Below are 26,391 nucleotides of genomic sequence, written 5' to 3' on the forward strand. Positions count from 1 at the left end.
AGTGGTAAACCATCAGCGAAACAATAAGAATGACAAACATATCCTAACTGCATAGTATGGTTTCTAAAATGGATGAATTAAATGGAGTTATCAATTGAAAAGTTTAGTCCCCAATAGAGAACAACGCATAAAAATCTTTCAAAAAATAAGAATCAAATGACAACTGAAAAACTTACGCTCTCTCAGCTAGAGCAATACCTATCAAAAGCAGCCTGGATATTAAAGGGCCCAGTAGATGCTTCTGATTTTAAAGTTTACATATTTCCGCTGCTTTTCTTTAAGCGTATTTCCGATGTTTACGATGAAGAATACCGGGTAGCACTAGATGAGTCAGATGGTGATGAAGAATATGCAGCATTGCCTGAAATGCACCGTTTTGAAATACCAGAGGGTTGTCATTGGCAAGATGTGCGTGAAACTACAACCAACGTTGGTGCAGCAATTGAAAACGCTTTACGTGGTATAGAGCAAGCTAACCAAGAGTTCCTTTACGGCATCTTTGGTGATGCCCAGTGGAGCAATAAAAATAAGCTTTCTGATGCATTGCTAATAAACCTTATCGAGCACTTTTCACAGTACACATTAGGCAATCAAAAAGTTGATCCAGATATGCTGGGTAATGCTTACGAATATCTAATTAAGCACTTTGCTGATTTAACCAATAAAAAGGCCGGTGAATTCTACACACCTCGCTCGGTGGTGCATTTGCTAGGTATGATTTTAGACCCCCATGAAGGTGAAACTATTTACGATCCAGCCTGTGGTACAGGTGGTATGTTGCTTGAGTGTGTTGATCACTTAAAAGACAACCAAGAAGATTACCGAACACTTAATCTTTACGGCCAAGAGAAGAATCTAACGTCCAGCTCAATTGCCCGTATGAACATGTTCTTACATGGCATTGAAGACTTTGAAATAATGCGTGGCGATACCTTACGTCACCCAGCCTTTTTTGAAGCTGATGGTCTTAAAACTTTTGATTGTGTAATAGCAAACCCGCCATTTTCACTAAAAGACTGGGGCGCTGAAAACTGGGCAAATGATCCATACGGAAGAAATATAGCCGGTGTACCACCAAAAGGTAATGGTGACATGGCATGGGTGCAGCACATGGTTAAATCTATGAACAGCACTGGCCGTATGACAGTTGTATTGCCTCATGGAGCACTATTTAGAAAAGGTGCAGAAGGTAAAATTCGTAAGCAACTATTAGAGCAAGACATGCTAGAAGCTGTTATAGGTTTGGGCCCTAACGTGTTCTACGGTGCACAATTAGCTGCCTCTATCATGGTTTTTAAACAAAATAAATCCACTGAAAAAAAAGATAAAGTTCTGTTCATTGATGCTTCAGATCAAATAATTGTTGGTAAAGCACAAAACTACCTTGAGCCAAACCATGTTCAACAAATTTACGATTGGTACCACGATTATCAAGACGTAGAAAACTACGTCAAAGTGGCTTCAATGGACGAGTTAAAAGAAAACGACTTTAACTTAAATATTCCGCTATACGTTGAAAAAACTATTGAAGATAACCTGCCGTCAGTAGAAGAAGCGATGAGTGATTTAAAACAAGCATGGCAAGCAAGCCTTGATGCCGAAGATAAATTTAAAAAGGTATTGGAGAAATTTATCCAATGATGACCCAACAAGAATTAGAAAAATACCTATGGGGTGCAGCCACTGCGCTTCGAGGCACCATAGATGCGGGTGATTACAAACAATACATTTTCCCACTCATGTTCTTTAAACGTATCTCTGATGTTTACGATGAAGAGTTTAACAATGCTTTAGCAGAAAGTGATGGTGATTTAGAGTACGCCGCCTTTGCTGAAAACCATCATTTTCAAGTACCAGATGGCGCTCACTGGAAAGATGTTCGCGAAACCACCACCAATATTGGCTTAGCGCTACAAAACGCCATGCGTGCCATTGAAAAGGCTAACCCCGATACCTTAGAAGGTATATTTGGTGATGCTAGTTGGACCAATAAAGACCGTCTTTCAGATGCCATGCTCACCAACTTAATTGAGCATTATTCACAGCACACCCTTGATTTAAAAAATGTACCCGACGACAAGCTAGGTAATGCTTACGAGTATTTAATTAAGAAGTTTGCTGACGATAGTGGCCATACCGCAGCAGAGTTTTATACCAACCGTACCGTAGTTAAATTAATGACCATGATAATGGACCCACAGCCAGGTGAGTCAGTATACGACCCTACCTGTGGCTCAGGGGGGTTATTACTTAACTGTGCTTTGCACCTTAAAGATGAAGGCAAAGAATACCGCACCCTTAAATTATATGGTCAGGAGATTAACTTATTGACCTCAGCTATTGCACGCATGAATATGTTTATGCATGGTATTGAAGAGTTCGATATTGTCCGTGGTGATACGTTAACCAGCCCAGCTTTACTTGAAAATGATGAACTGAAAAAATTCAACGTGATTCTCGCTAACCCTCCTTACTCGATTAGTCAGTGGGATAATAAGTCCTTTGAAAATGATCCTTTTGGAAGAAATATGTGGGGGAAGACCCCTGCTGGCTGTGCGGATTATGCTTTTCAGCAACATATTCATAAAAGTTTGAATGAAGAAAATGGCAGATGTGCAATTCTTTGGCCTCATGGCATTTTGTTTCGAGAAATGGAAAAAAAAATGCGTGAAGAGATGATTAAAACAGATACTATTGAAAGCGTTATAGCACTTGGCCCTAATCTCTTTTATAACTCACCTATGGAAGCTTCAATTCTTATTTGTAATAACAATAAAAAAGAAGATCACAAAGGAAAAATTCTTTTCATAGATGCGCTTAATGAGGTCCAAAAAGAAAAAACTAATTCCTATTTAACGGAAAGTAATATCAAGAGAATATTTAACACCTACAGTGACTTTAAAGAAGTGGCAGGGTTTTCTAAAACAGTAACATTGCAAGATGTGCTAGATAAAGATTCCAATTTGAAAGTATCAAAGTATATACGCTCTTCAAAAATACCCCAGAAAGAGAACTCAACTTTTAAAGAATTATATGAGAATTTTATTCGTTCAGGAGAAGAGCTTTCAACTAGCATGGAACATTTATTTAAGGATTTGAAATAGTGAAACTTTTTTTAGATAAATCGACTTGGGATAAAGTCAACTTTGGTGATGTAGTTAAAAAAGTCTCAAATAAAATAGATCCTTTTGAATATGATTCGGATATTGTCGTAGAGGGGGGGCATATTAACAAACGTGATTTTCATATTAGAAAATATGAAAATAAAAATGAACTGGGCTATCTGGGGCCTGCATTTCATATGGGGTTTAAGAAAGGTCAAATATTATACGTATCCAGAAACCCTCATTTAATGAAAGTAGGCTACCCTGATTTTGATGGTATATGTTCGAACACTACATTTATTTTGGAAAGTAAAAATGAAGAAGTCCTTCGCAATGATTTAATCCCATTCCTAATGCATTCAGATACATTTATTGAACAGTCGGTTGGTAACGTGCGAGGAGGAGTTAATCCTTATGTTAACTGGGGAGATTTAGCCTGCATCGAGTTCCTTCTGCCTCCTATAGAGCAACAAGCCGAGCTTGCTGAATTGCTTTGGTCCATTGATGATGTTAATGAAAAAGAAAGAGTTTTATCTAAAAACATTTCTCAATCCATAAAAACTGTAAGTAATAATTTCTTTTTATCAAACAATCAGAAAAGTGTTCCTTTAGGTAATATAGGGAAGTGGTTAAGTGGAGGTACTCCTAGCCGAAAGCAAGCAGACTACTGGAATGGTGACACACCTTGGATAAGCCCTAAAGATATGAAGGTGGAGCATTTATATAGTTCCCAAGAAATGATTACAGACAAAGCAGTAGCGAGCGGGGCGAAATTAATACCTATAAATACAATTTTGTTTGTTGTTAGAGGCCTTATTTTAGCTCACTCATTCCCTGTAGCTTTATCAAAAGTAGCTTGTTCTTTTAATCAGGATATGAAAGCAATTATGGTTTCTGATGAGTATGATTCCGAATATGTACTGTGCTTTTTACAGCATATGAAACAAACTATAGTTAATCTCACAACTACAACAACTCATGGTACAAGGCGTCTTGCAACCGAGACTATCTCTGAATTAATGATGCCTTTACCTGACAAAGAAGTGAGAGAATATTTTACAAAAAATATCCTTACTATGAAGAAATCTTTATCAAATTGTGTTTTAAAAATTGAGTCAACCAAGTCACTACAAAAGTCAATAATTAATCAGGTGTTTTAGGTATGGGATTTACCGAATTAAATAGTGTCGAACACTACATCATCCACCAAATGACAGGCGTTAATTTAAACGCTAGTCAAGATAATAACCAAGTTTACGAGCCTCATGGGCAATATGGCCACTCTTCACAAGTTAACTGGCAATTCCAATCGCCAGAGCAACTAGGCCGTGGTGTTAACGAAGTGTTAGTTGAATCTGAATTAGTTAAGGCGTTAATTCGCCTTAACCCAGAGATTGAAGCTAACCCAAATTTGGCTGATGAAGTAATACATAAACTGCGTGCTATTTTAATTTCGGTAAATCAAGTTGGCTTAGTAAAAGCCAATGAAGAGTTTTTCGCTTGGATGACAGGCGAAAAAACCATGCCATTTGGCGAAAACAATCGCCACGTACCCGTTAACTTAATCGACTTTGATGACTTAACCCGCAACGATTACGTTGTCACTAACCAGTTTCGGATTCACCACCGAGAAACCAAAATACCTGACGTGGTATTAATGATTAATGGTATTCCGGTAGTGGTGGGTGAAGCGAAAACACCGATTCGTCCATCAGTCAGTTGGTTAGATGGTGCTCATGAAGTACACAGCATTTATGAAAATGCCGTACCGCAATTGTTTGTGCCTAATATTTTATCTTTTGCCACCGAAGGCAAAGAGCTATTTTACGGCGCAATACGCTGCCCACTAGAGTTTTGGGCACCTTGGCGTACAGAAAACAAAGACAATCAATTATCCAAAGCACTAGGTTTAGCTGAAATAGGTAAAGAATTAACCGACTTATTAAGCCCTGAGCGTTTGCTGGATATCATGCGTAACTTCTCGTTGTTTACCACTAACAACAAAAAACAGCGAATCAAGGTAATTCCGCGCTTTCAGCAATATGAAGGTGCTAATAAAATTGTTCAGAGGGTGATTGAAGGTAAGATCAAAAAAGGCCTTATTTGGCACTTTCAAGGCTCGGGTAAATCATTATTAATGGTGTTTGCTGCACAAAAGCTTAGACGTGCTGCACAACTTAAAAGCCCAACCGTAATTGTATTGGTTGATAGAACCGATTTAGATACCCAAATTAGCGGCACCTTTAATGCGGCCGACGTGGCTAACGTGGAATCAACCGATAGCATTAAAGAATTACAACAAATGCTTGAGCGTGACACTCGAAAGATCATTATCTCAATGATCCACAAGTTCCGTGATGCCAAACCTAATATGAATGACAGAGAAAACATCATTGTATTAGTGGATGAAGCGCATCGCACCCAAGAAGGTGATTTAGGTCGTCAAATGCGTGCTGCATTACCTAATGCCTTTTTATTTGGCTTAACCGGTACGCCAGTAAACAAAGCAGATAAAAATACCTTTTGGGCATTTGGCGCAGAAGAAGATAAAGGCGGCTATATGTCGCGTTATACCTTCCATGACTCTATTCGTGACGATGCAACACTACCATTGCATTTTGAACCACGTTTAGTTGATGTACATGTTGATAAAGAAGCATTAGACAAAGCCTTTGAAGAGTTTAAACAAAGTGCTGCCTTAACAGATGAAGAGGCCGATGCACTGAATAAAAAATCAGCCAAAATGTCGGCGTTTTTAAAGTCACCAGAGCGTGTTGAAAAGATTGTTAAAGACATAGCCGAGCACTTTAAAAGCAAAGTGATGCCACAAGGCTTTAAGGCTATGATAGTCACGCCAGACCGCCATGCCTGCGTGCAATACAAAGAACAGCTAGATGCTTATTTTCCTGAAGAAGCAAGCAGGGTAGTTATATCAACTACCGCCAATGATGACTTTGAATTTAAACAAAAATGGGGTGTGGATAAAAGCCAACAAGAAAAGGTTGTTGATGAATTTAACGATGCCACCTCTGAGCTCAAATTTATTATTGTTACCGCTAAGTTACTGACCGGGTTTGATGCGCCAATTTGTCAAACCATGTACTTAGACAAATCATTAAAAGACCATACTTTGCTACAGGCAATATGCCGAACTAACCGTTTATACCCACAAAAAACATTCGGCTGTATTGTTGATTACTTCGGTGTTTTTGATGATGCCGCCAAAGCCTTAGAGTTTGATGAAAAAAGTGTTCAGCAGGTTATTACTAACTTAGGTGAGTTACGCTCTCGTTTACCACAAGCAATGGCAGACGCGTTAAAACACTTTGAAGGTGTAGACAGAACCATTGAAGGATACGAGGGCTTAGAAGCTGCACAAAACGCCATTAGAACAGACGATAAAAAAGACGCCTTTGCTAAAGACTTTAAGTACCTATCGAAGCTATGGGAATCATTATCGCCAGACAATATTTTAGACCCCTACAACCAAGACTATAAATGGTTAGCACAAGTATTTGAGTCAGTAAAACCCGCCTCAGACAACGTAGGCAAAATGCTCTGGTTAGCCCTAGGTGCACAAACAACTCAGCTAATTCATGAAAATATCCATGTAGGCGAAGTACACACACTAGACGAGTTTGTACTTGATGCTGATGTTATTGAAAACATCTTCAATAATCCAGACCCGAAAAAGATAAAACAACTCGAAAAAGACCTAATCCAACGCTTTAAACGCCTTGGTGGCAATGCAGAGTTTAAAAAGCTTAGTAAACGATTGGAAGAGCTAAGAGACAAGGCTGAAAAAGGCCTGATCTCGTCTATTGAGTTCGTTAAAGAGTTATGTGCTATTGCCAAAGACACAGTTAAAGCCGAAAAAGACTTCGAAGAAGAACTGCAAAGTAAAACACCCCAGGCAGCACTAACCGAACTATTCCTCGAATTAAAAACCGACGAAACCCCAGCAGTAGTAGAACGTATAGTCGCTGACATCGATGCCATAGTCCGCATAGTCAACTTCCCAGGCTGGCAAACCACCACAGGTGGCGAACGCGAAGTGCAAAAGTCACTGAGAAAAGCATTACTCAAATACAAACTACACAAAGACCAAGTGCTGTTTGATAGGGCGTATGGGTATATTAAAGAGTATTACTAAAGAGAAATAAATGCAGTTTGTAAAGAATGGACCAGATATACCAGAGAGGCTACTTCAAACGCATGAGGAAGGTAATGTTGTTTTTTTCTGTGGTTCAGGAATCTCGTTTCCCGCTGGATTACCAGGGTTTGGTGGATTAGTTAGGAGCCTCTATGAAAACATGGGAGTCACTCCTGATGCAGTTCAGAAACGAGCGTTAGACTTGGGACAGTTTGATACAGCTGTTTCTTTGCTTGAAGGAGTTAAACACTCCAACCTTTGGCGCAGAGACGTTAGAGTTGCAATGGCAGGATTGCTTGAGCCCGATTACACCAATCCAAAGTCCATATCAACGCATAAAGCGCTTCTGCATTTATCAAAAGTTATAGATAAAGAATCAAATGAGAGTAAAACTCGACTAATAACGACAAACTTTGATCGAATCTTCCACAAGGCTGGTATTGCAGATAATCTTAACTATCCAACGTATCAAGCCCCTTTATTGCCTATACCCAAAAATAGATGGGACGGCTTAGTTTATTTGCATGGTTTACTCCCTGAACAAATTAACGGTTTAGAATTAGACAACTTAGTGATTTCTAGTGGTGATTTTGGATTAGCTTATCTAACTGAAAGATGGGCAGCTAGATTTGTTAGTGAATTATTTAGAACTTATACCGTATGTTTTGTCGGGTATAGTCTAAATGATCCTGTTTTAAGATATATGATGGATGCACTAGCAGCGGATCGCTTATTGGGAGAATCACCACCTGAGATGTTTGCATTTGGAGAATTTAGAAAAGGTAAATTCGACAGTGAATGTCAGCAATGGAAAGCAAAAAATGTAACCCCCATATTATATAAAAGCCATCGAAATCATTATTATCTACATAAAACATTAGAAAATTGGGCTGAAACCTACAGGGATGGCCTAAGTGGTAAAGAACAAATAGTTGCAACAATTGCTACTTCTAAGCCATCTAAATCAGATTTGCATGATGATTATGCTAGAAAATTAGCTTGGGCTCTCTGCGACCCTTCAGGTATTCCAGCTAAAAGATTTGCAAGATTAAACCCTGTCCCACCAATTGAGTGGTTAAGTGTTTTAGCTTCTATTGAATTTAAAAAGGAAGATCTCTTAAAATTTGGGGTTCTTGATGGCAAATTTACTGAAGAGTTGCGGTTTAATTTGTTTAACAGGCCAGCAATAAGCTCTCTTACTCCCAATATGGCATTGTCCCGATATCCGTTTTCAGAGACATCCTGGGATGATGTGATGAATAACCTAGGTGATTGGCTAATTCGTCATTTAAATAATGAAGATTTAGTTTTATTTATCTTAAAACAAGGAGGAATCTTAAACAGCCAGTTTAAGTGGAAAATTAACGATAAAATAGAAGAGCAAAAACAAAAAGCAAAAGAAAACGATAACGAATACTTTGAGGAGTTACGCTATTCAAGTCCTGATGCAATAGTTTCTAAAGATATGCAGATCGTTTGGTCTTTAGTTCTAGCTGGTTACTGTGAACAGTCCAATAATTCATTCGGTCTATATTCTTGGGTGGATAAATATAAGGTAAGTGGGATAACAACGGCGCTAAAAAAAGAAATTAGAAACATCTTATCGCCAAAAATTTTTTTTAAAAAACCATTTAATTACAACAAAAATGAAAGCAATATGGGGCTTAAAAGTAAATTGGGTTGGGACATTAATCTTTCTTCTTCACATGTCCACGCAGGTCTTAGGTCTTTAAATAAGCTACCTCAATGGCAAATCGACATTGGCTCATTGGTATTGGAATTTAGTGCCCTTCTTAAGGAAACTATGGACGTAATGGCTGATTTAAATGAAGTAGAGGAATTTCATGATTTTTCATATATCCACCAACCATCGATAAAACCTCATCCGCAAAATAAAAATTTTCGTGATTGGACAGCTTTAATTGATTTAACAAGAGATTCATTGATTTCAATTAATAAGATGAACACTGAATTGGCGATCAAAGTTGCTAATGATTGGTGGCGTGTACCTTATCCCATTTTTAAACGACTTGCTCTTTTTGCCGCATTTGCAATTGAGAATTTCCCTGCGTCTACAATCAATGATTGGCTTGAGGAAAGGGAAAGCTACTGGCTTTGGAGTATCGTTTCTCAGCGGGAGGTGCTTCAATTACTATCGATTTTGACAGCAAGATTAGATGAAGTTGAGCGAAATCGATTGCTGGCTAATATTGCCGAAGGTCCGAATCGAACCTGGTTTAAAAAAGAGATTTCAGATGAAGAATTTGAGCGCATTTGCGAGCGAGGAATATGGCTTCGATTGAAGAAATTAAAACAAGCTAACCTCAAATTTGATAAAAGTACAGAAGATCGCTATCAATCAATTGTTGAAAAACACCCCAAATGGGAATTAAGTGAAGATGGCAGTGACGACTTTCCAGTTTGGATGAGTAATGGTGAAAACTTCCGAAACATAACTACAAGTCCAGCAAGCCTTCCTGATTTAATTAAATGGTTAAAAGACAATCCAGATCACGACCATTGGGAAGACGATGATTGGCCTATTAGATGTAAGCGGGATTTTATTAAATCTACTAAAGCTCTCATTGGTTTGAAAGAACAAGGTATATGGATTGCCGAAAGGTGGCGTGAAGCGTTACAAGTGTGGACTGAAAACAAGTTACTTTCATTCAAGGCTTGGAGAACTCTGACTCCACATCTATTAGAGTTGGATGCCCCTCAATTAAGAGATATTGCTTGGAATTTATCTCGCTGGCTTCAAAATAATATTAGTTGCAAGGTTATCGATAGCGACAGTTTCTTTTTATATTTTGATAAATTAATAAGTCTTCCCTATGACATAGATGTTGAAGATTTAAATGACCCTTTAAATTCAGCTATAAATCACCCCGTTGGTATTTTAACTGAGACGCTTTTTAAGTGGTGGTATGGCCAAAAGCCAAATGATGAAGATGGGTTTTCAGAAGAGTTTCAAAAGCGACTCAATCAGATTTGCCTAATTGATAATTGTTGTTTGTATTTTGGAAAAGTAATTGTTTCTTCAAATGTTCTATCGTTATTTCGGGTTGACCGTGATTGGACTACTAAAAATGTAATACCATGGTTCAACTGGGAAAACATTGAATTAGCGAGTATGGCTTGGCGAAGTTATCTTTGGTCTCCGCGTCTACACAAAGGGCTGCTAATAGAATTGAAATCATACTTATTGAGTACTGTAGATCATTATAAACAGTTAGATTCTCATAAGGAGCAGTACACAAGGTTATTGACATATATTGCTCTACAGCAGTATGAAGAATTCAAAACAAAAGAGTTGGTGGAAGCTTTTGGTAAGTTGCCTCCTGAAGCTTTATATGACGTTTCGTCATGCTTAGTTGATGGTTTATCTAGTGCAGGTGATAAATATAGTGAATATTGGGAACATAGACTCCTACCATTTATTAAGAAGTTGTGGCCAAAACAACAAATAATTACCGATGAGACCATAAAACAATTAGCCTTATTATGTATCTCGGCTAGAAGTCATTTTACCGAAGCTTTTGATTTATTAAAACACGATTTGAAGCCCATTAAAGATACTGATCATATTGTAAGGCAAATAAAGAAAAGCGATTTAACTCATCAGTTCCCAACGGAGGTACTGAATTTACTAAGTACTTTGATTGATGAGCCAAATTTTAGGCCTCCGAGCAAATTAAAAGATTGTATTGAAAACATAGTTGAAGTGGCTCCTCAATTGTCTGATAGCCAAGCATATAAACACTTGAAAATAATTGTTAGGCAGTTTGAGTAGTAATGGCTCGATTTGGGGATGCACGAATAAATTAGATATAGCTTCGCTACCCTTTTAAAAATAAGGAACATAAAAATTATTAAATACATATATTCTAAAAAGAAGTCTGATCTCACTGAGCTGAACAAGGATGAGTACGTTGAGCAATTAATTAACATTGACCCAAAAAAAGCGGAAAGAGCGTTTGAGAAAGCATGGGCTACAAGGAATTTTGAAATAGAGATGTATTGGAAACGCGCCACCTATTTTTGGGCATTCATAGCTAGTACGTTTGTAGGCTACTTTGCGCTTATTTCATCAACCAATTATGCTACGGATGATCAGTTTCATCATGTTGAAGTGTACTTTCTTATTTGTATTGGATTTGTTCTGTCTTTAGCTTGGCACTTCACTAATATTGGAAGTAAATCTTGGCAAAGACATTGGGAGGTTCATGTAGATCTTCTCGAAGATGCCTTTACTGGTCCACTGTATAAAATAGTTCACCCGCAAGAAACTTACTCCGTTTCAAAAATTAATGAAATTGTTAGTTTTGTATTCGTTATCATTTGGCTATTACTTGGTGCAAAATATTTATTTGATCAAAATTTAATTAATTTTTCCGCTGAAAATTATTCAATTAATTGGTTTGTTGTAATAAGCACTTGTGTATCTATTTTTGTGGTAATTTCAATGATATTTGGCCATGGAAGAGGACGTTTTGGTGCGCGACCAGTGACAATGTATAAAAGAAGTGTCAGTTATTCATCCAACGATTAATAAGCAAATAAAGCGGTAAATATACCGGCCAATGTAAACGCATCACAACATAGCTTGTAAAAGCTTATGAAGTCTTGATTAATGACTAAGAAAACAGTGCTGTTGAAGATGTGCTTGTGGCAACTATTTACAGGAAAGCCAGTAGCTTTTGCTTGGTAATCAACGGAGTGACTGATTGTTAATTATCCCTCTAGCGACAGAGATTATTAACTCTAAGAATATTAGTGGATATGACAGATAATAATATCGAATTTTACAATAGAAATGCTGTAGACATATTTGAACAATATCAGTCAGTTTCATTTCAAAGTATTCATCAAAATTGGCTTTCGTTAGTCTCATTGCTGCCAGGAAGTCGTGCTCTAGACGTAGGTGCTGGCAGTGGCCGAGATGCTAAAGCGTTATCAGAATTAGGCTTTATTGTAACGGCTGTAGAGCCAGCCAAATTGCTATACAAAATGGGCTGTAGTTATTGTGAGGATAAAGTTGAATGGATAGATGACTCTCTACCATCTTTAAGCCAACTTAACGTCAGAACGTTTGACTTAATATTGATCAGTGCAGTTTGGATGCATCTAACCAACAATCAACAACTAGCCAGTTTAACTCGAATATTTGGGTTACTTAATGAAAATGGTTTAGTCGTTATTACGTTAAGGCATGGCACATTTCAAGATAGTCGTACGTCATCAAATTTAAACGCTGATATCACAATCAAACAAGCAGAAAGTCTAGGTTTAACTTGTGTTTTTAATCAAGAAGATGTCGACAAGCTCGACCGCAGCAGCGTAAATTGGCAGACATTAGTATTTGCTAAGCAAGGAGTTACGCAATGAGTCTGACTTACTACATTGAAAAATTTCAGAGTATTAGACCAGATCGCTCATCAGGCCACGTTAAACCCCACAAAGTCTGCTTAATGTTCGCTATCATGGATCTGATCGAACAAGGGCATATTAAACAAAATCGTATTTTTTATGATGAAAAATTAAAACAAAGCTTTGCTTGGCATTTTAATAGATTAAAAGCTGGCAATGATAAAAATAGCCCTTATCTTCCATTTCACCATTTACAATCTTCCGGCTTTTGGTCGCTAGCATTTAAGGCTGACTCAGAAATAGCATACCGATCAGTAAAGTCTGTAAGTGACGCAACGATTCGGAACTATGTTGCATACGCATTTTTAGACAATGAACTATTCGATTTACTAAAAAGCCCTATCACTCAAACAACGTTAAAAAATGCATTGATTAGTAATCTAGATACATTAAGTGAGCAGTTTTCAAGATGGGCGAAATCTGTAGGTAAATCTGATAAAACAATTAAGAATTACCTTGGGGCTCTGAAAGGTTCAATTTCAAACTGGGCAAATGATGCAGGTATAAGTGATAAGAATTTGTTGTCTGTAGGATCATATTTTGAATACCAAAAGATTACTAGCCAAGTTTACGAAATAAAGGAATTTCAACAAAAAAATAAAACAGGCAATGGCATGTATTCTGCTGCTATCAATGCCTACAGAGGATTTTTGTCAGATATCACTCAAGCAGAAGTTCAGCAAGATATTGAAGAGATAATTTTAGATAAGTTGATACCAGATACGGAGAAAGCAACCTTAGTGAGTACCCGCATTGGACAAGGTAAATATAGACGAGAGTTAATCGACCTATGGCAAGGATGTGCAGTAACTAGATACCAAAATAGTTCGTTTTTGGTCGCATCACACATTAAGCCATGGTCGCATTCCTCAAACGAGGAAAGGCTTGATAAATACAATGGCTTATTGTTGCTAGCAAATTTAGATAAAGCATTCGACTTGGGCTACGTAAGCTTTAATGATAAAGGCAATATTTTGATATCCGAACAATTAGAGGAATATCAAACTTTAGGAATTGATAAGCAAATGAGTGTGTTGTTATCTAAATCACATCAAGATTACTTGGCATTTCACCGTGAACAGCGATTTAAAAAATAACGTTCGATAGAAGCAAGTCAAAAGAAACCCAATGTACAGTTAAGCGTAATCTCGAATATATTTTGGTCACGGTGTGGTCACGGGCTGATTTTTTAAGGCTTTTTGGTCACGGGGGGCAGCGGTCAAGATATACAAAAATGGCGCACCCGAGAGGATTCGAACCTCTGACCTATGCCTCCGGAGGGCATCGCTCTATCCAGCTGAGCTACGGGTGCGTAGCGATTTTTACTCTTTTTACTTGTTTTATTTTATTAGGCCTGGCTTTAGGTCAATGACCTTTACCCTCAAACCCCATTTTACCCTATGACCTCTGCCTCCGGAGGGCAGCGCTCTATCCAGCTGAGCTACGGGTGCGCTGGAAGCAGGCGTGATCTTAATGAAAACCTAGGAATTTTCCACTGTTATTTTTAATTATCCGGCGGATGCTAGATGTTTTTAGTTGGTTTTAGTGGATAAGTTGTTTTTTTGTGCAAAAGATGTTGTAGTAATCACTTACTTACTAAATGAATCTGCTCATTTAGTCTTTGCTGGTAATTTTACTTGTTAGCTCCCACAAAAAACTAGCAAGGTAACGGGAATTAACTTTTGAAGTAGTCACTTTATTTTCAAAACTTTTAACACTCAAACGCGGTACAGAAAAATTCGAGGGTGGTATAAAGTTTGTCTTCGTCGGATTCGGATTTTACCGAAAGGGCGATGCCACCCATGAGAGTGATTAAAACATCGGCCAGTTCTTCTGGACTTTCTGAACCTAATTTTTGTAAGCGATCTTTTAATCTGGTTTGCAATTCATTTTGTAGTTTGCTGATTTCATCAAGCAGCGTTTTGTTGCGACAAAATAGGTGGCCTTGCAAAATTAGACAGCCGCTTCTGTGATTCTCATTTAGGTAAAATTCGAGACACATTTCTAGACTATTTCTAAACATCTCGCTTGGATTTTGAGATTCCGTTAGTACTTTTTCAAGGCTGGCTAAAAATTGCGTTTTGTATAACTCGAGTGCCTTTAGAAAAAGTGCCTCTTTGTTCCCATATGTGGCGTATATTGAAGTGGCAGTGGCATTTAATGTGGCGCTGAGTTCTGCCACTGAAACATTTTCAAAACCGTACTTTTGAAATAGCGTCAGGGCTTTTTTAAGACCTGCCGCTGTATCAAGTTTTCTCGGTCTGCCTCGTGTCGTAAAGGTATTTGTATCATTCATTACAAAATTCATATAATTGCTAGGTGAATTAATTGTATTAAACGCTACAAAAAACTATTTTACAAGGCTTTCAAGATAAATAAGGAGGGGGTTTTATAAATGTCGAACAATCAAGTGATGGGTAGTTTAGAATTTAAAGTAATCATCACTACAATAATCTTCAAGGGGTTTAAAGTTGATTATTGTAGTGATTGCTATAAAAATTAATAAGACGCTTTTTTGGCGCCCTTAATCAGCGCTTAAAACGGTCTGTTTGTATAGTTCTAAGGCGTGAATATTGTCTTTTTGAGCTTCTTTGATTTGCGCTAAAAGCAGCACATCTCGACGCTCATTTGCAAGCTTAATGGCCTTAGAAAGGGCTTTTTCGGCAAGCATAAAATCGTCAGAGTTATACGCAAGTTGCCCAAGTGTAGAGAGCAAATCAACATTCGAATCGTCTTTCTTAAGCCAACCCTCTAACTGCTTTACTGCGCCATTAGTTTGGGTATTTTTAAGCTGACGATACATATTATAGAGAACAGGAACTGGGCCACTTTTTTGGCTATTCACTAAAATGGTTTGTGCCTCTTCATACATTTCTTGGTCAATTAATTGCTGAGCATATGCAGCAACCTGACCGGATTCTTTGCGGACACCCCGGGGCAAAGACTGCCATTTTTCTTTCAATTTGATGGCACCTTCTTTACTGGCAATCTCAGCATACTCACCTTTAGATGCTTTCAATAACCAATAATCGTATTCTTCACCAAGTGGCTTTTTCCATTTTTTCACATGTTCTTTTAGCACTGTAAAGCGGCCGGTCTGCTCAAGAGCACGGGCCCACAATTTGATGATATTGGGATCTTTTTGCACCTTCTCTGGTGCATCATTTATGTATGTGAGTGCTTGCTCACCTTGATTTTCCAATACCAAATCACGGATCAGGCACAGATTTGCAGCTAATTTGGTTTTGTCCTTTTCGGCTGCTTCAAACCATAGGTCACGGGCTTCAGATTTGTTGTTTAGTTGTGCCTCTGCCTCAGCTAAGGCTAACAAATTGATCCCATCGAAATCTTCACTGCGGATTTTTTTTAAGGATTTTTTCGCATCCAAATAGTTACCCTCAGCTAGGAAGATTAAACCATTGGTGAAAGCCTTTTGTTTGCGTCTGCTACTAAAACCAAATAACCAGTCTTGAGACCCAGCTAAAATATCTATGAGTTTTTTAATCACAATGATGGTTAACCAAGTGGCAAAAAATAGAGTCACCACTAAAACCACAAAACCAAAAATGGAGACTTGGTAAGTACCGCTTTCAAGGGCTATCAAAAAATAGCCTTGGTAATTGATTAAACTAGGGCCAGCATACAAACCTACAATAATCAGCCCAATAATAATTAACAGCAGAATGATTTTTTTCATAGTTCAAACTTCCCGTTTGAGAATGCGTTACTCATTCGGTCTTCTAATATGTCTTGTAGTGGTTTTGCCGCATCGAGTTGTTGAGGATATTTACGCGCTACTTCGGTTTGTTCCAAATTACGCAGAGCGTCTACCATTCCCGCTACTTCGGTGGTTTCAAGATCATAGTGCTGCACAATTAAACCTATGGCTCGTTGTAAGCTTTGTTTAAACAGCGTGTCTTGTTCTTTCATGATGGCCGTTTGTGCTTGCATTAATGCAAAACGCAATTGTTCTTTGGCTAACCATTGTTGTTGTTGCGATAACAGTGGCTCAACTGGGCCTTCATTGGCTTGATATTTAAAGTTACTTTCAATATATGCCCAAACTCTAGCCATTCCAGTGAGCTCTTCTGGTTCAAAACCTTTAACTTCTACTTCCGGTAACGACAGGGGTAGATTATCAACTTGCTGTACCATGCCAGATAACGATAAAGCGATTGAAGTTAATGAAACCTGATTGATCTGTTGCAGGTTTTGAATATCGCTGGCAATAAATTGTCGTACAGGCAATAGGGATGGGTCTGCCAAGTCTTGTAACCGACTATCGGCTGCCTGCAGCATAGCTACTGCTGTACGAACGTCATTTTCCAACCACAGTTTGCGGCCAGCCATTCGTACTAAATAGTCCGCTTCTGCTAAAAGCCAATCTGCGGGGCGACGACCAGACACTTCAGCTAGGTTTCTGCTATTCGATTGTGCCTGGGTTAAAGCTTGATTGGTTAATTCATTTTGTTTATCAATGGACGCAGAAAGTGTTCTTTGTTGTTCAATCAACTGTCTGCTTAATTGATCAATAGTGCGCCCTTGCTCTGAAATGCTGTCACTTTGTTCTGTCAAAGCCGCATTTTCGGAATTGAGAGTATTATTCCACTGCTGCCAAAACCAGTATCCGGCTGCGGCAATAGCCAATAAACAAAGTAAGTTAATTAGTGTGATAAACCATAAGAAGCCAGTTTTGGCTTTCCCCTTGGCAGGTTGTTCCTTTTGGGGAGTGCTTTTGGGCTTGGGCGTATATGGCGGTTGTTCGGCTTTAGGAGCTGGTTTGCTATCAACCTTGCTCTGCGCTTTCACTGCAGGTTTCTTGTCGGATTTAGTTTTGGCCTTAGGGGGCTCTTTATCTTCGACGTAGGATGCGTTCTCGATCTCTAAGGCTTTCATTTCCTCTTCGAGTGCGGTGAGTTTGTCTTTTTCCGTCATTCTAGCGCTCCAAAAATTGATTGATTGCGTCTTTGAGTTGCTCATCTCTTGCACCAGCACTCAGATATACCTGCTGTATGCCAAGTTTAGCTGCATAATCGGCTAGACGCTGACTAACCATGATCCAAGGTATAGATTTTAACCATTTTTGGTCAAACTTGTCCCATGCTGCCTGGATAATTTCGCCACTTGTGGCCACAATACATTGAATGTCTTGTGGCTGCCATTCTTCTGTTTGCGAATAATCTATACAGGGCAAACGATTATAAAGATTAATATGTTCTACCACTGCCCCTCGATTTTGCAGTTCAGTGGGTAATATTTTACGGCCACCCACGCCTTTTAACAAAAATATTCGCTGATTCGATAAATCTTGCAATTGTGGTAGTGATAACAAGCCCTCGGAACTCGCCATATCAGGTACAACAACTTGTTCGCTCAACTGGTTTAAACATTGGCCAGTACTTGGACCCACCGCAAAAACCTCAAGTTCTGACGGCCAATTTGGCACACCATTAATCACAATTTCAGCTGCGTGCGTACTAACAAATATACACTTAGTAAAGCGAGTTTGCTCGTTATCTAAGGCCAATATCGAATTCGAAAATTGCTGCAAAGTGTGGTGGTTGATGACTATTTCAATCAGTCCCACACCTATGGCGTTAATGCCATGGCGCTGCATATACCTTGTGCTTTTTTCGAATTTTTCCTTTGGCCGTAGTAATAAAATAGACATTAACGTTAGACGTATGCTTCAGCTAAATATGCTTGCGCACCTTGTTCAAGCAGCTTTTCAGCCACAGCTATTCCTAATTGTTCTGGTTCAGCAATATCACCATATTGATCTGCCATAATAATTTGCTTACCTGAAATCGAACCTACCAAACCACGCAAGTGTAGTTGATTGTCGACGATTTCACAGAAACTACCGATGGGAACCTGACAGCCTCCTTGCAACTTAGCGTTTAGTGCACGTTCGGCAATTACTCGAACTGCAGTTTGCGGATGATTCAAGGGTTGTAACAACGCAACTAGTTCTGCATCATCCGTGCGACACTCAATCCCAACGGCACCTTGACCAACAGCGGGTAATGATACTCTGCTACTAATTTCTTGACGAATACGGTCGGCCATATCTAAACGAATTAAACCAGCAGACGCTAAAATAATGGCATCGTATTGGCCATCATCAAGCTTTGCTAAACGCGTATTGACGTTACCACGGAGATCTTTTATTTGAATATCTGGACGATAGGCTTTGATTTGCACTTGGCGACGTAAACTTGAGGTGCCAACAATTGCGCCTTTGGGCAGGGAAACAATATCTTCGTAATCATTAGACACAAAAGCATCCAATGGATTTTCCCGTTGGCAAATGGCGTGCAGGCCAAAACCATCGGGAAACTCTACAGGGACATCTTTCATGGAATGCACGGCAATATCGGCTTCGCCTTTTTGCATAGCCACTTCCAATTCTTTGATGAACAATCCTTTACCGCCGACCTTAGCAAGGGGGGTATCGAGGATCACATCACCCTTAGTTGTCATTGGAACCAACTCAACGGCAATGTGAGGGTGCGCTTTTTCTAATTCAGCTTTAACAAATTCTGCCTGCCAAAGAGCAAGGGCGCTTTTTCGGGTAGCAATTTTAATTACTGAGCGAGTCATAAACAATCCGGTTAACCTTTTGATTCCATTTTAAGGTTTTGCTGAGCGGATTGGTACAGCAGAGTTGTAAAAAAGCTGATAACCAAGCTGATCTACATCAATCGCAATGGAAAAAGTCTAAAAATCCACCACTAAAGGGTATTGTGCGTCAGCTTTTCGAATGTACTCGTCTCTGTTTTCGAGCCATTTTTCCATCACGCTAATACTGTAATTAAGATAAAGTTTGTTATTTACTATGGTAAATGCCTCTTCATCTATTCCAACTAAATTACCATCGGCCATTGCATAAGCACAATAACCACCATATTGGGGCGCAAATTTCTCTGGGTTAGCAACGAACATCGCTTTGTGTTCTTCTGTAGAAAAGTGCCATTGGGCGCCCCGCCAATCGTAGGTGATTTGTTTATTACCTTTTACCGCTTTATTTTGAGTGAAGTAGGCAACAGTGTCATAACCATAAATTGCGTGGTTATTAAAAAAGCCCGTTTCAATGGGGTCAGATGCATTGGCTGTGGTAAAAAAGAGAGTTGCTACGGTAAATATTAAAGCTTTCAAATAGTTCATGTTCAATCCGATTCAAAAAGTATATTAAGGTTACTAACAATACCGGAGAAGCAGATTAAAAATTTCATCACAATTTTATCACAGCGTGAATTTGTGAATCGGTATTGGGGAATTCGATGACAAAAAGCCTTTCATGAAATTGCAAAAATATTCACTAACCCAAATTAGATTTGATTCGAGCTTGGGCTAGTAAGTAATCACCTACTACCATTCACTTTATAAGAATATTAACGGTGCTAACCATATAGATACCGCGCTCAACAACACTAAGCCAGCAATATTAAGCATCACCCCAGCTCTAACCATTTGTGGAATGGTGATTACACCGGAAGCAAATACAATGGCATTGGGAGGTGTTGCCACGGGCAACATAAAGGCGCAACTTGCCGCTAGAGTAATAGGAATACATAGCAGCAACGGCGACACGCCAAGTTCTAAAGCAACCGCTGCAACAACAGGTAAAAAAGTGGCCGCTGTGGCAACATTACTGGTGAGCTCAGTGAGAAATATGACCAATGCTGTGGCAGCAATAACAAGGGTAAAAACACCTAATGCACCCAATGGCATCAAACTGGTACCTAACCAACTGGCAAGTCCGGAGGAAGAGACAGCTGCGGCTAAGCTTAATCCGCCGCCAAATAAAATGAGGACACCCCAAGGTAATCTACTTACATCTTCCCAAATCATGATTTGTGGCTGAGTTTTGTTGCCACTTGGCAATAAAAATAAAAGTAAGGCGGCTGACATTACAATGCCAGTGTCGGATAAAAAATCAATGCCAAGTAGCGCTGATAGAGGGCGTCTAACAATCCACAGCATCACCACCAAAGCGAATACAATGGCAACTCGCTTTTCGGCTTTCGTCATCGGGCCAAGATTCTGTCGTAATTCGGTTAGATGATCTTGTACCTCGGGGTTTTTAGGGATATCAATATGAAAACTCCAGCGTGTTAACGACCACCAAGCTAATGGCAACATAATCAGGGTGACTGGCACGCCTAACGCCATCCAACTGGCGAATGTGAGTTTAATATCGTAATTTTCATTTAGAAACGCAGCTAACAATGCGTTAGGTGGTGTACCTACCAAAGTGGCAAGACCGCCAATGGTAGCGGCATAGGCCAACCCCAATAACATGGCAACTTGAAAAGATTTGGTTTGTTGTTTACTTAACTGGGGATTGTGTTCAGCAATAACGTGGGTAACTGATAAAGCAATAGGCATTAACATCATAGTGGTCGACGTATTTGTCATCCACATAGATAACAACGCGGCGACTATCATAAAACCGCCAATGAGGTGATTTGCATCGGTGCCGGTATAAGACAAAATTACTAAAGCAATACGTTTGTGCAGCTCCCAACGTTCTACTGCCAGAGCTAAAATAAATGCGCCCATAAACAAATAAATAATCGGGTTAGCATAATCGGATGTGGCATCGGCTAAAGAACTAATACCAAGAACAGGGAAAGTAATTATGGGTAAAAATGCGGTAACGGGTACGGGTACAGCCTCAGTGGCCCACCAAGTTGCCATCCAAATTCCCACAGCGGCAACGCGCCATGCAGTGGGATCCATCGTGGTTTGATCCACTCCTAAAAGCATCATTAGCGCGAATAATGCCGGTCCGGCAAGCAGGCCAATCTTTTGGTATCGACCACGGTGCTGTTCGGTTGTATCCGGTAAGCTATTACTCATATTACTGCCTTAACATCGATATGGTTGAAAGCGGGCAAGGTGTCCACTTGTAGAACGAATTTTAAAGCTTTGTTTCATAGTTTACGTAAAAACTAGATCAGCAATCACTGAGGGCATTGGAAAATATTCCAAAGTTTCTGTCCGCCAACGGTGCTCTTTTAGCCGATAAATTACGCACACTAGGGCGAAGCCAAATTTCTATTTTTTTATGGATAAAGGTATTGAAGAAGGTGGAGGTAAGCTTGGTTGAAGTTGATATTCCTTTTGGGATACCAACCTCCTAGGTCAACGCGGCTTGCTAGACGCTGCAATCAATCTTGGAATTGCCTACCGCCAATTTATCGCAGTAGGCTTAGATTTAACTACATCTAATGTGTATTTTTATTAACCTATTTAAATTCTGTATTTGGGTTCTGCTTAAACCAACCTTCTTTTTGTACATATAGCGCGATATTTAACCGCTGACAAGTGTAAGTTTTGTTTAACAACATCTTGGGATTAGCCCAAACGCTCCTGTAACCACTGAGATACGTCTTTAATTTCCTGTGGGCAAACGTTGTGTTGCATTGCATACTCTTTCCACTTTACAGGATAACCAAGATCTTCGAGTACCTTAAAGGCTCCATGTCCTAAAAACATCGGAACCACTTCATCTTGTTGCCCATGAGCACAAAGTATCGGCGTATTTTTGTTAGAGTTATGAACTTCGTTAGCAAACTTATCTGGTTCTGACATATAAGTTGAAAGTGCCATAATCCCAGCTAGTTTTTCTGGGTAGCGAGTGCCTAAATGAAGGGCGATTACGCCGCCTTGTGAAAACCCGGCTAATACTATGCGTTCAGCTGGTATGCCTTTGGCTTTTTCCGCTTCAATTAATTTTGCAACTTTAGCGGCGGAGTCCAAAACACCATCTACATCGGCGCGATTATTAAAATCCATGGTTTTAATGTCGTACCATGCGCGCATTGGCATGCCATTGTTAATGGTTACGGGTCTAACGGGAGCGTGGGGAAAAACAAAACGAACCGCCATACTTTCAGGCAACTTCAGTTCAGGCACAATTGGCGCAAAACCATTACCTGAATCTCCTAAACCGTGCATCCAAATTACAACTGCATCGTGTGGCTTTTTGGGATTCACTTCTACGTAGGGCAATAACTGCTCACTCATTTAGCTGCTTCCTTTGATCTTTTTTAAGATAATTTTACGGTTTGTTCTGCTTGTTTGGTGGCTGCTTCATCAATAAATGACCAAAACTCAACACCGGTGCGCTCGTCAATCCACACACCATCTTCAAAGTTGAAGTGGTGGCCATTATATTTAGTGGCTACCCATAGTTGGTGCAAAGGCGCTTGTTTATTTAAAATGATCTTGGTTCTGTTTAAAAATTCTAGGGTTAATATCCCTTCTGCCGATTCATAATCGATATCCACTTCGCATGCGTCTAACGCTTCTTCCAATTGGATAAACATGTCATCTACAAGTTGGTGATACTGGCTGTCATTCATTTCGTGATTCGCTAGTTAGGTAATAAGTCAGAATATGTTAACATTGCTGAAAATTCGCGACAGTTATTTTATAAAAATTTATGGCAAAAGCACCCGGTAACTTATTTATTTTGGCCGCTCCCTCAGGAGCCGGTAAATCTAGTCTCATTAATGCGTTAATTGAAAGGCATAGTGAGTCGACCATGCACAGTAACAAAATGCAGGTCTCTGTTTCTCATACTACTCGCGCACCTAGGCCGGGAGAGGTCGATGGGCAACACTATCATTTCGTTTCCAGAGAGGAATTCGAAGAAAACATTAAACAACAGGTTTTTTTCGAATGGGCAGAGGTATTCGGTAATTATTACGGCACGTCACGTGTGGTAATAGAAAAAACCCTTAAGCTAGGCACTGATATCTTCTTGGATATTGATTGGCAAGGCGCGCGTCAGGTGAAAGCACAAATCCCTGACACTGCGACTATTTTTGTTGCACCGCCTTCTCGTGATGAACTTTTTCGTCGGTTAACCCAACGAAACCAAGACTCAGATGAAGTGATCCAACAACGAATGAAAGAAGCTGAGTCAGAAATTTCTCATTATCACGAATTTGACTTTATCGTGGTAAACGATGATTTTGAGTCGGCTTTAAATGAGTTAGACTCGATAGTAAGCGCTCGCAGACTTAGAAAAGAGAAGCAGGTTATCCGTCATGCGGGTTTATTTGCCAATTTACTTGGAAAATAAACCGCCGAATGATCGTGAAAGATCTTTCCTTTAGGCCGATAAAAACGTAAACTACTCGACCTTTTTTTGAACACCTTTAGACATATCGACCACCTCGGAGAAATATATGGCTCGTGTAACAGTAGAAGATGCCGTAGATAAAATTGGCAATCGTTTTGATTTAGTATTAGTTGCTGCTAAGCGCGCACGTCAGATTGCTATTGAAGGCAAAGAAGCTCATGTTCCTATGGGAAATGACAAACCCACAGTAATCTCTCTTCGTGAAATTGAAGAAGGTTTTGTTGATGCATCAACAATTGCAGCTGAAGCAATTCGTGATCAACAAGAGCACGATGAAGCTGAGTTTTCATCAGTTGCTAACATCCTGTCTGAGTAAAATTAAGCCAATCCTGAACTCTTTGAGTTCAGGATGAACTTATTGGCTGACAATCTAGCAAAATCCTCGTATTCTTAACTGCAAAGTTAACTAAAAGCATGTGTTAAGTGTATTTATTCGAAGGCCTTAAAAACAAACTAAGTGATTACCTACCTCAAAACGCCGTTGAGGGGATTGAGGCTGCCTTCGTTTTAGCCAAAGATGCACACGACGGACAGATGCGTTCCAGCGGTGATCCTTACATTACCCATCCTGTTGCGGTGGCAGGGATTCTTGCCGACATGCACCTAGATGAAGAAACCATCAAATCGGCATTGTTACACGATGTTATTGAAGACACGCACTACTCCAAAGAAGATTTGGTGGAAGCATTTGGTGAAACTGTTGGTGATTTGGTCGAAGGTGTATCTAAACTAGATAAAATCCAGTTTAGTACCAAACAAGAAGCCCAAGCCGAAAATTTCCGTAAAATGATGATGGCTATGGTGCAGGATATTCGTGTCATCCTGATTAAACTTGCTGACCGAACACATAATATGCGCACTTTGGGTTCTTTACGACCGGACAAACGTCGCAGAATAGCCAGAGAAACCCTCGAAATTTATGCTCCCATCGCCCACCGTCTTGGTATCCACGATATAAAAAATGAATTAGAAGACTTAGGTTTTCAGGCGATGTATCCCATGCGTCACAGAGCCTTATCGGCGGCAGTTAAGCAAGCTCGGGGTAATCGCAAAGAAATTATCGAAAATACCCGCCATGAAGTCGAAACCCGCTTACAAGCCAATGGTCTTGAAGCTCAAGTAGTTGGCCGTGAAAAACATTTGTATTCCATTTATAAAAAAATGAAGAACAAAGAACTGTTGTTCAACGAAGTCATGGATATTTATGCGTTTCGAGTTATCGTCAACTCTGTGGATAATTGTTATCGTGGGTTAGGCGCAATGCATGGGTTATATAAACCCATTGAAGGACGCTTTAAAGATTATGTAGCCATCCCTCGCACTAATGGTTATCAGTCATTACACACCTCTCTAATTGGACCCCATGGTATTCCCGTGGAGATTCAAATTCGAACCAATGAAATGGATCAGATGGCTGATAAAGGTGTGGCAGCCCATTGGATTTATAAAGACGATGGTGAAACTCAGCAGGGCACTACGGCGCAAGTTCGAGCGCGTAAGTGGATGCAGTCTTTATTAGAGTTGCAGCAAAGTGCCAGCTCATCCTTCGAATTTATTGAAAACGTTAAGACCGATTTGTTCCCTGACGAAATATATGTTTTTACGCCAGATGGACGCATTGTTGAATTGCCTATGGGCGCTACGCCTGTGGATTTTGCCTACGCAGTGCATACTGATGTGGGAAATTCTTGTGTAGGTGTGCGGGTTGAACGACGAAATTATTCCCTGAACAAGCCACTGCAAAACGGTCAATTAGTGGAAATTATTACCTCTCCAAGGGCGAAACCCAACGCTAACTGGCTTAATTTTGTGGTTAGTGCCCGAGCTCGTGCAAATATTCGCCAATACCTTAAACGCCAGCAGTCTGAAGAAGCGATTAGCATGGGGAATCGTTTATTGCGCCACGCTTTAGGGGCTAGAAGATTAGACGATATTCCTCAACAAGACCGAGATCGTGTTGTGGCGGAAACTAAGCATAATTCTTTTGACGAATTGCTATCAGAAATAGGTTTAGGAAACGAGCTTAGCGCGATTGTTGCTCGACGTTTGTTGGGTGAGTCTGAAGTACTACCGGAAAAAGGTCGCAATGTTGCTATCCGAGGTACTGAAGGTCTATTAGTTACTTATCCTAAATGTTGTTACCCCATTCCAGATGATGAAATTATTGCCATTCTAAGCCCAGGGCGAGGCATGGTTATTCATCAGGTTGGTTGTAGCAATATTCGTAAGTTAAGCAAAGAAGAACCACAACGTGTATTGCCAATGCATTGGGATAATGAAGCTCAAGGTGAGTTTAAAGCTTCAGTTCGAATAGAACTTATTAATCACCAAGGCACATTAGCCACGTTAACCAATGCCGTAGCTTCTTGTGATTCCAATATAATTGGCTTACAAACCGAAGAAAAAGAAAGCAATGTTTATTACATTGATATTGAGTTAACCACCAAAAATCGCGTACATCTGGCGAAGATAATGCGCAAAATTCGCTCCATGCCGGAAGTACAAAAAGTCTCTCGTCATAGTAAAATTCGACACAATTAAGGTAA

At 39.6% G+C, this 26,391-nt stretch carries 20 protein-coding genes and 1 tRNA gene; 11 read left to right on the top strand and 10 right to left on the bottom strand.

Annotated elements, in window-relative coordinates; all coding sequences use genetic code 11:
• The first annotated feature begins 156 nt into the window (after positions 1-156).
• The 8 genes from ABJV04_RS20765 (at position 157) to ABJV04_RS20800 (ending at position 13,784) form a co-directional block, all read left to right on the top strand.
• A complete protein-coding gene (locus tag ABJV04_RS20765; RefSeq protein ID WP_348493625.1) occupies positions 157-1,641 on the top strand; it encodes a class I SAM-dependent DNA methyltransferase in 1,485 nt (494 codons plus the stop codon).
• Entirely contained in the window at positions 1,638-3,104 is a 1,467-nt protein-coding gene (locus ABJV04_RS20770) for a class I SAM-dependent DNA methyltransferase (protein ID WP_348493627.1), read from the top strand. The genes ABJV04_RS20765 and ABJV04_RS20770 overlap by 4 nt, the downstream gene beginning before the upstream one ends.
• A complete protein-coding gene (locus ABJV04_RS20775; RefSeq protein ID WP_348493629.1) occupies positions 3,104-4,264 on the top strand; it encodes a restriction endonuclease subunit S in 1,161 nt (386 codons plus the stop codon). The genes ABJV04_RS20770 and ABJV04_RS20775 overlap by 1 nt, the downstream gene beginning before the upstream one ends.
• 2 nt (positions 4,265-4,266) lie before the next feature.
• Positions 4,267-7,257: an HsdR family type I site-specific deoxyribonuclease gene (locus ABJV04_RS20780; protein ID WP_348493631.1), complete on the top strand. Its 2,991-nt coding sequence runs from the start codon at positions 4,267-4,269 to the stop codon at positions 7,255-7,257.
• Between the two features lie 10 nt (positions 7,258-7,267).
• On the top strand, positions 7,268-11,050 hold the full coding sequence (gene dsr1 / locus ABJV04_RS20785) for an anti-phage defense-associated sirtuin Dsr1 (protein ID WP_348493633.1): 3,783 nt from the start codon (positions 7,268-7,270) through the stop codon (positions 11,048-11,050).
• 222 nt (positions 11,051-11,272) lie between these two features.
• A complete protein-coding gene (locus ABJV04_RS20790; protein WP_348493634.1) occupies positions 11,273-11,809 on the top strand; it encodes a hypothetical protein in 537 nt (178 codons plus the stop codon).
• 230 nt (positions 11,810-12,039) lie between these two features.
• Positions 12,040-12,645, top strand: coding sequence for a methyltransferase domain-containing protein (locus ABJV04_RS20795; protein WP_348493636.1), 606 nt, complete (start codon positions 12,040-12,042; stop codon positions 12,643-12,645).
• Positions 12,642-13,784, top strand: coding sequence for an HNH endonuclease (locus ABJV04_RS20800; RefSeq protein WP_348493638.1), 1,143 nt, complete (start codon positions 12,642-12,644; stop codon positions 13,782-13,784). Before ABJV04_RS20795 ends, ABJV04_RS20800 begins: the two co-directional genes overlap by 4 nt.
• A gap of 138 nt (positions 13,785-13,922) precedes the next feature.
• On the opposite strand, the gene ABJV04_RS20805 is transcribed toward ABJV04_RS20800, so the two are convergent.
• The 10 genes from ABJV04_RS20805 to cyaY all read right to left on the bottom strand — a co-directional run bounded on the left by ABJV04_RS20805 (position 13,923) and on the right by cyaY (position 23,060).
• Positions 13,923-13,999 (bottom strand) — tRNA-Arg (locus ABJV04_RS20805).
• A 399-nt stretch (positions 14,000-14,398) separates the two neighbouring features.
• Entirely contained in the window at positions 14,399-14,983 is a 585-nt protein-coding gene (locus tag ABJV04_RS20810) for a TetR/AcrR family transcriptional regulator (protein ID WP_348493640.1), read from the bottom strand.
• A 228-nt stretch (positions 14,984-15,211) separates the two neighbouring features.
• Positions 15,212-16,384, bottom strand: a complete 1,173-nt coding sequence (locus ABJV04_RS20815) for a heme biosynthesis HemY N-terminal domain-containing protein (RefSeq protein ID WP_348493641.1) — start codon at positions 16,382-16,384, stop codon at positions 15,212-15,214.
• Complete coding sequence (locus ABJV04_RS20820) at positions 16,381-17,622, bottom strand: uroporphyrinogen-III C-methyltransferase (protein WP_348493643.1); 1,242 nt, start codon at positions 17,620-17,622, stop codon at positions 16,381-16,383. Before ABJV04_RS20820 ends, ABJV04_RS20815 begins: the two co-directional genes overlap by 4 nt.
• 1 nt (position 17,623) lies before the next feature.
• Positions 17,624-18,358 carry a uroporphyrinogen-III synthase gene (locus ABJV04_RS20825; RefSeq protein ID WP_348493645.1) on the bottom strand — a complete coding sequence of 245 codons (735 nt, stop codon included), beginning with the start codon at positions 18,356-18,358 and terminating at the stop codon, positions 17,624-17,626.
• A gap of 5 nt (positions 18,359-18,363) precedes the next feature.
• Positions 18,364-19,290: a hydroxymethylbilane synthase gene (hemC, locus tag ABJV04_RS20830; protein ID WP_348493647.1), complete on the bottom strand. Its 927-nt coding sequence runs from the start codon at positions 19,288-19,290 to the stop codon at positions 18,364-18,366.
• A 117-nt stretch (positions 19,291-19,407) separates the two neighbouring features.
• The gene (locus ABJV04_RS20835; RefSeq protein ID WP_348493649.1) at positions 19,408-19,854 is read right to left on the bottom strand and encodes a YHS domain-containing (seleno)protein; all 447 of its coding nucleotides are present in this window, start codon (positions 19,852-19,854) and stop codon (positions 19,408-19,410) included.
• 216 nt (positions 19,855-20,070) lie between these two features.
• Positions 20,071-21,552, bottom strand: coding sequence for a DASS family sodium-coupled anion symporter (locus tag ABJV04_RS20840; protein WP_348493650.1), 1,482 nt, complete (start codon positions 21,550-21,552; stop codon positions 20,071-20,073).
• A 498-nt stretch (positions 21,553-22,050) separates the two neighbouring features.
• Positions 22,051-22,722: an alpha/beta hydrolase-fold protein gene (locus tag ABJV04_RS20845; protein WP_348493652.1), complete on the bottom strand. Its 672-nt coding sequence runs from the start codon at positions 22,720-22,722 to the stop codon at positions 22,051-22,053.
• A gap of 23 nt (positions 22,723-22,745) precedes the next feature.
• Positions 22,746-23,060, bottom strand: a complete 315-nt coding sequence (gene cyaY / locus ABJV04_RS20850; RefSeq protein WP_348493654.1) for an iron donor protein CyaY — start codon at positions 23,058-23,060, stop codon at positions 22,746-22,748.
• An 80-nt stretch (positions 23,061-23,140) separates the two neighbouring features.
• Between cyaY and gmk the strand changes: the two genes are divergently transcribed.
• From gmk to spoT, 3 genes are all read left to right on the top strand, one after another.
• Positions 23,141-23,785: a guanylate kinase gene (gene gmk / locus ABJV04_RS20855; RefSeq protein WP_348493656.1), complete on the top strand. Its 645-nt coding sequence runs from the start codon at positions 23,141-23,143 to the stop codon at positions 23,783-23,785.
• A gap of 106 nt (positions 23,786-23,891) precedes the next feature.
• Complete coding sequence (rpoZ, locus tag ABJV04_RS20860; protein WP_348493657.1) at positions 23,892-24,161, top strand: DNA-directed RNA polymerase subunit omega; 270 nt, start codon at positions 23,892-23,894, stop codon at positions 24,159-24,161.
• 107 nt (positions 24,162-24,268) lie between these two features.
• The gene (spoT, locus tag ABJV04_RS20865; RefSeq protein ID WP_348493658.1) at positions 24,269-26,386 is read left to right on the top strand and encodes a bifunctional GTP diphosphokinase/guanosine-3',5'-bis pyrophosphate 3'-pyrophosphohydrolase; all 2,118 of its coding nucleotides are present in this window, start codon (positions 24,269-24,271) and stop codon (positions 26,384-26,386) included.
• Positions 26,387-26,391 lie beyond the last annotated feature (5 nt).

The sequence above is a fragment of the Aliiglaciecola sp. genome, from assembly GCF_039982535.1.
In the GTDB taxonomy this organism is placed as follows: domain Bacteria; phylum Pseudomonadota; class Gammaproteobacteria; order Enterobacterales; family Alteromonadaceae; genus Aliiglaciecola.

Bases quoted from the DNA above. Each gene is read 5' to 3' on its own strand.
- ABJV04_RS20765 (WP_348493625.1), top strand. From the start codon at position 157: ATGACAACTGAAAAACTTACGCTCTCTCAGCTAGAGCAATACCTATCA.
- ABJV04_RS20770 (WP_348493627.1), top strand. From the start codon at position 1,638: ATGATGACCCAACAAGAATTAGAAAAATACCTATGGGGTGCAGCCACT.
- ABJV04_RS20780 (WP_348493631.1), top strand. From the start codon at position 4,267: ATGGGATTTACCGAATTAAATAGTGTCGAACACTACATCATCCACCAA.
- dsr1 (WP_348493633.1), top strand. From the start codon at position 7,268: ATGCAGTTTGTAAAGAATGGACCAGATATACCAGAGAGGCTACTTCAA.
- ABJV04_RS20790 (WP_348493634.1), top strand. From the start codon at position 11,273: ATGTATTGGAAACGCGCCACCTATTTTTGGGCATTCATAGCTAGTACG.
- ABJV04_RS20795 (WP_348493636.1), top strand. From the start codon at position 12,040: ATGACAGATAATAATATCGAATTTTACAATAGAAATGCTGTAGACATA.
- ABJV04_RS20800 (WP_348493638.1), top strand. From the start codon at position 12,642: ATGAGTCTGACTTACTACATTGAAAAATTTCAGAGTATTAGACCAGAT.
- ABJV04_RS20810 (WP_348493640.1), bottom strand. From the start codon at position 14,983: ATGAATGATACAAATACCTTTACGACACGAGGCAGACCGAGAAAACTT.
- ABJV04_RS20815 (WP_348493641.1), bottom strand. From the start codon at position 16,384: ATGAAAAAAATCATTCTGCTGTTAATTATTATTGGGCTGATTATTGTA.
- ABJV04_RS20820 (WP_348493643.1), bottom strand. From the start codon at position 17,622: ATGACGGAAAAAGACAAACTCACCGCACTCGAAGAGGAAATGAAAGCC.
- ABJV04_RS20825 (WP_348493645.1), bottom strand. From the start codon at position 18,358: ATGTCTATTTTATTACTACGGCCAAAGGAAAAATTCGAAAAAAGCACA.
- hemC (WP_348493647.1), bottom strand. From the start codon at position 19,290: ATGACTCGCTCAGTAATTAAAATTGCTACCCGAAAAAGCGCCCTTGCT.
- ABJV04_RS20835 (WP_348493649.1), bottom strand. From the start codon at position 19,854: ATGAACTATTTGAAAGCTTTAATATTTACCGTAGCAACTCTCTTTTTT.
- ABJV04_RS20840 (WP_348493650.1), bottom strand. From the start codon at position 21,552: ATGAGTAATAGCTTACCGGATACAACCGAACAGCACCGTGGTCGATAC.
- ABJV04_RS20845 (WP_348493652.1), bottom strand. From the start codon at position 22,722: ATGAGTGAGCAGTTATTGCCCTACGTAGAAGTGAATCCCAAAAAGCCA.
- cyaY (WP_348493654.1), bottom strand. From the start codon at position 23,060: ATGAATGACAGCCAGTATCACCAACTTGTAGATGACATGTTTATCCAA.
- gmk (WP_348493656.1), top strand. From the start codon at position 23,141: ATGGCAAAAGCACCCGGTAACTTATTTATTTTGGCCGCTCCCTCAGGA.
- rpoZ (WP_348493657.1), top strand. From the start codon at position 23,892: ATGGCTCGTGTAACAGTAGAAGATGCCGTAGATAAAATTGGCAATCGT.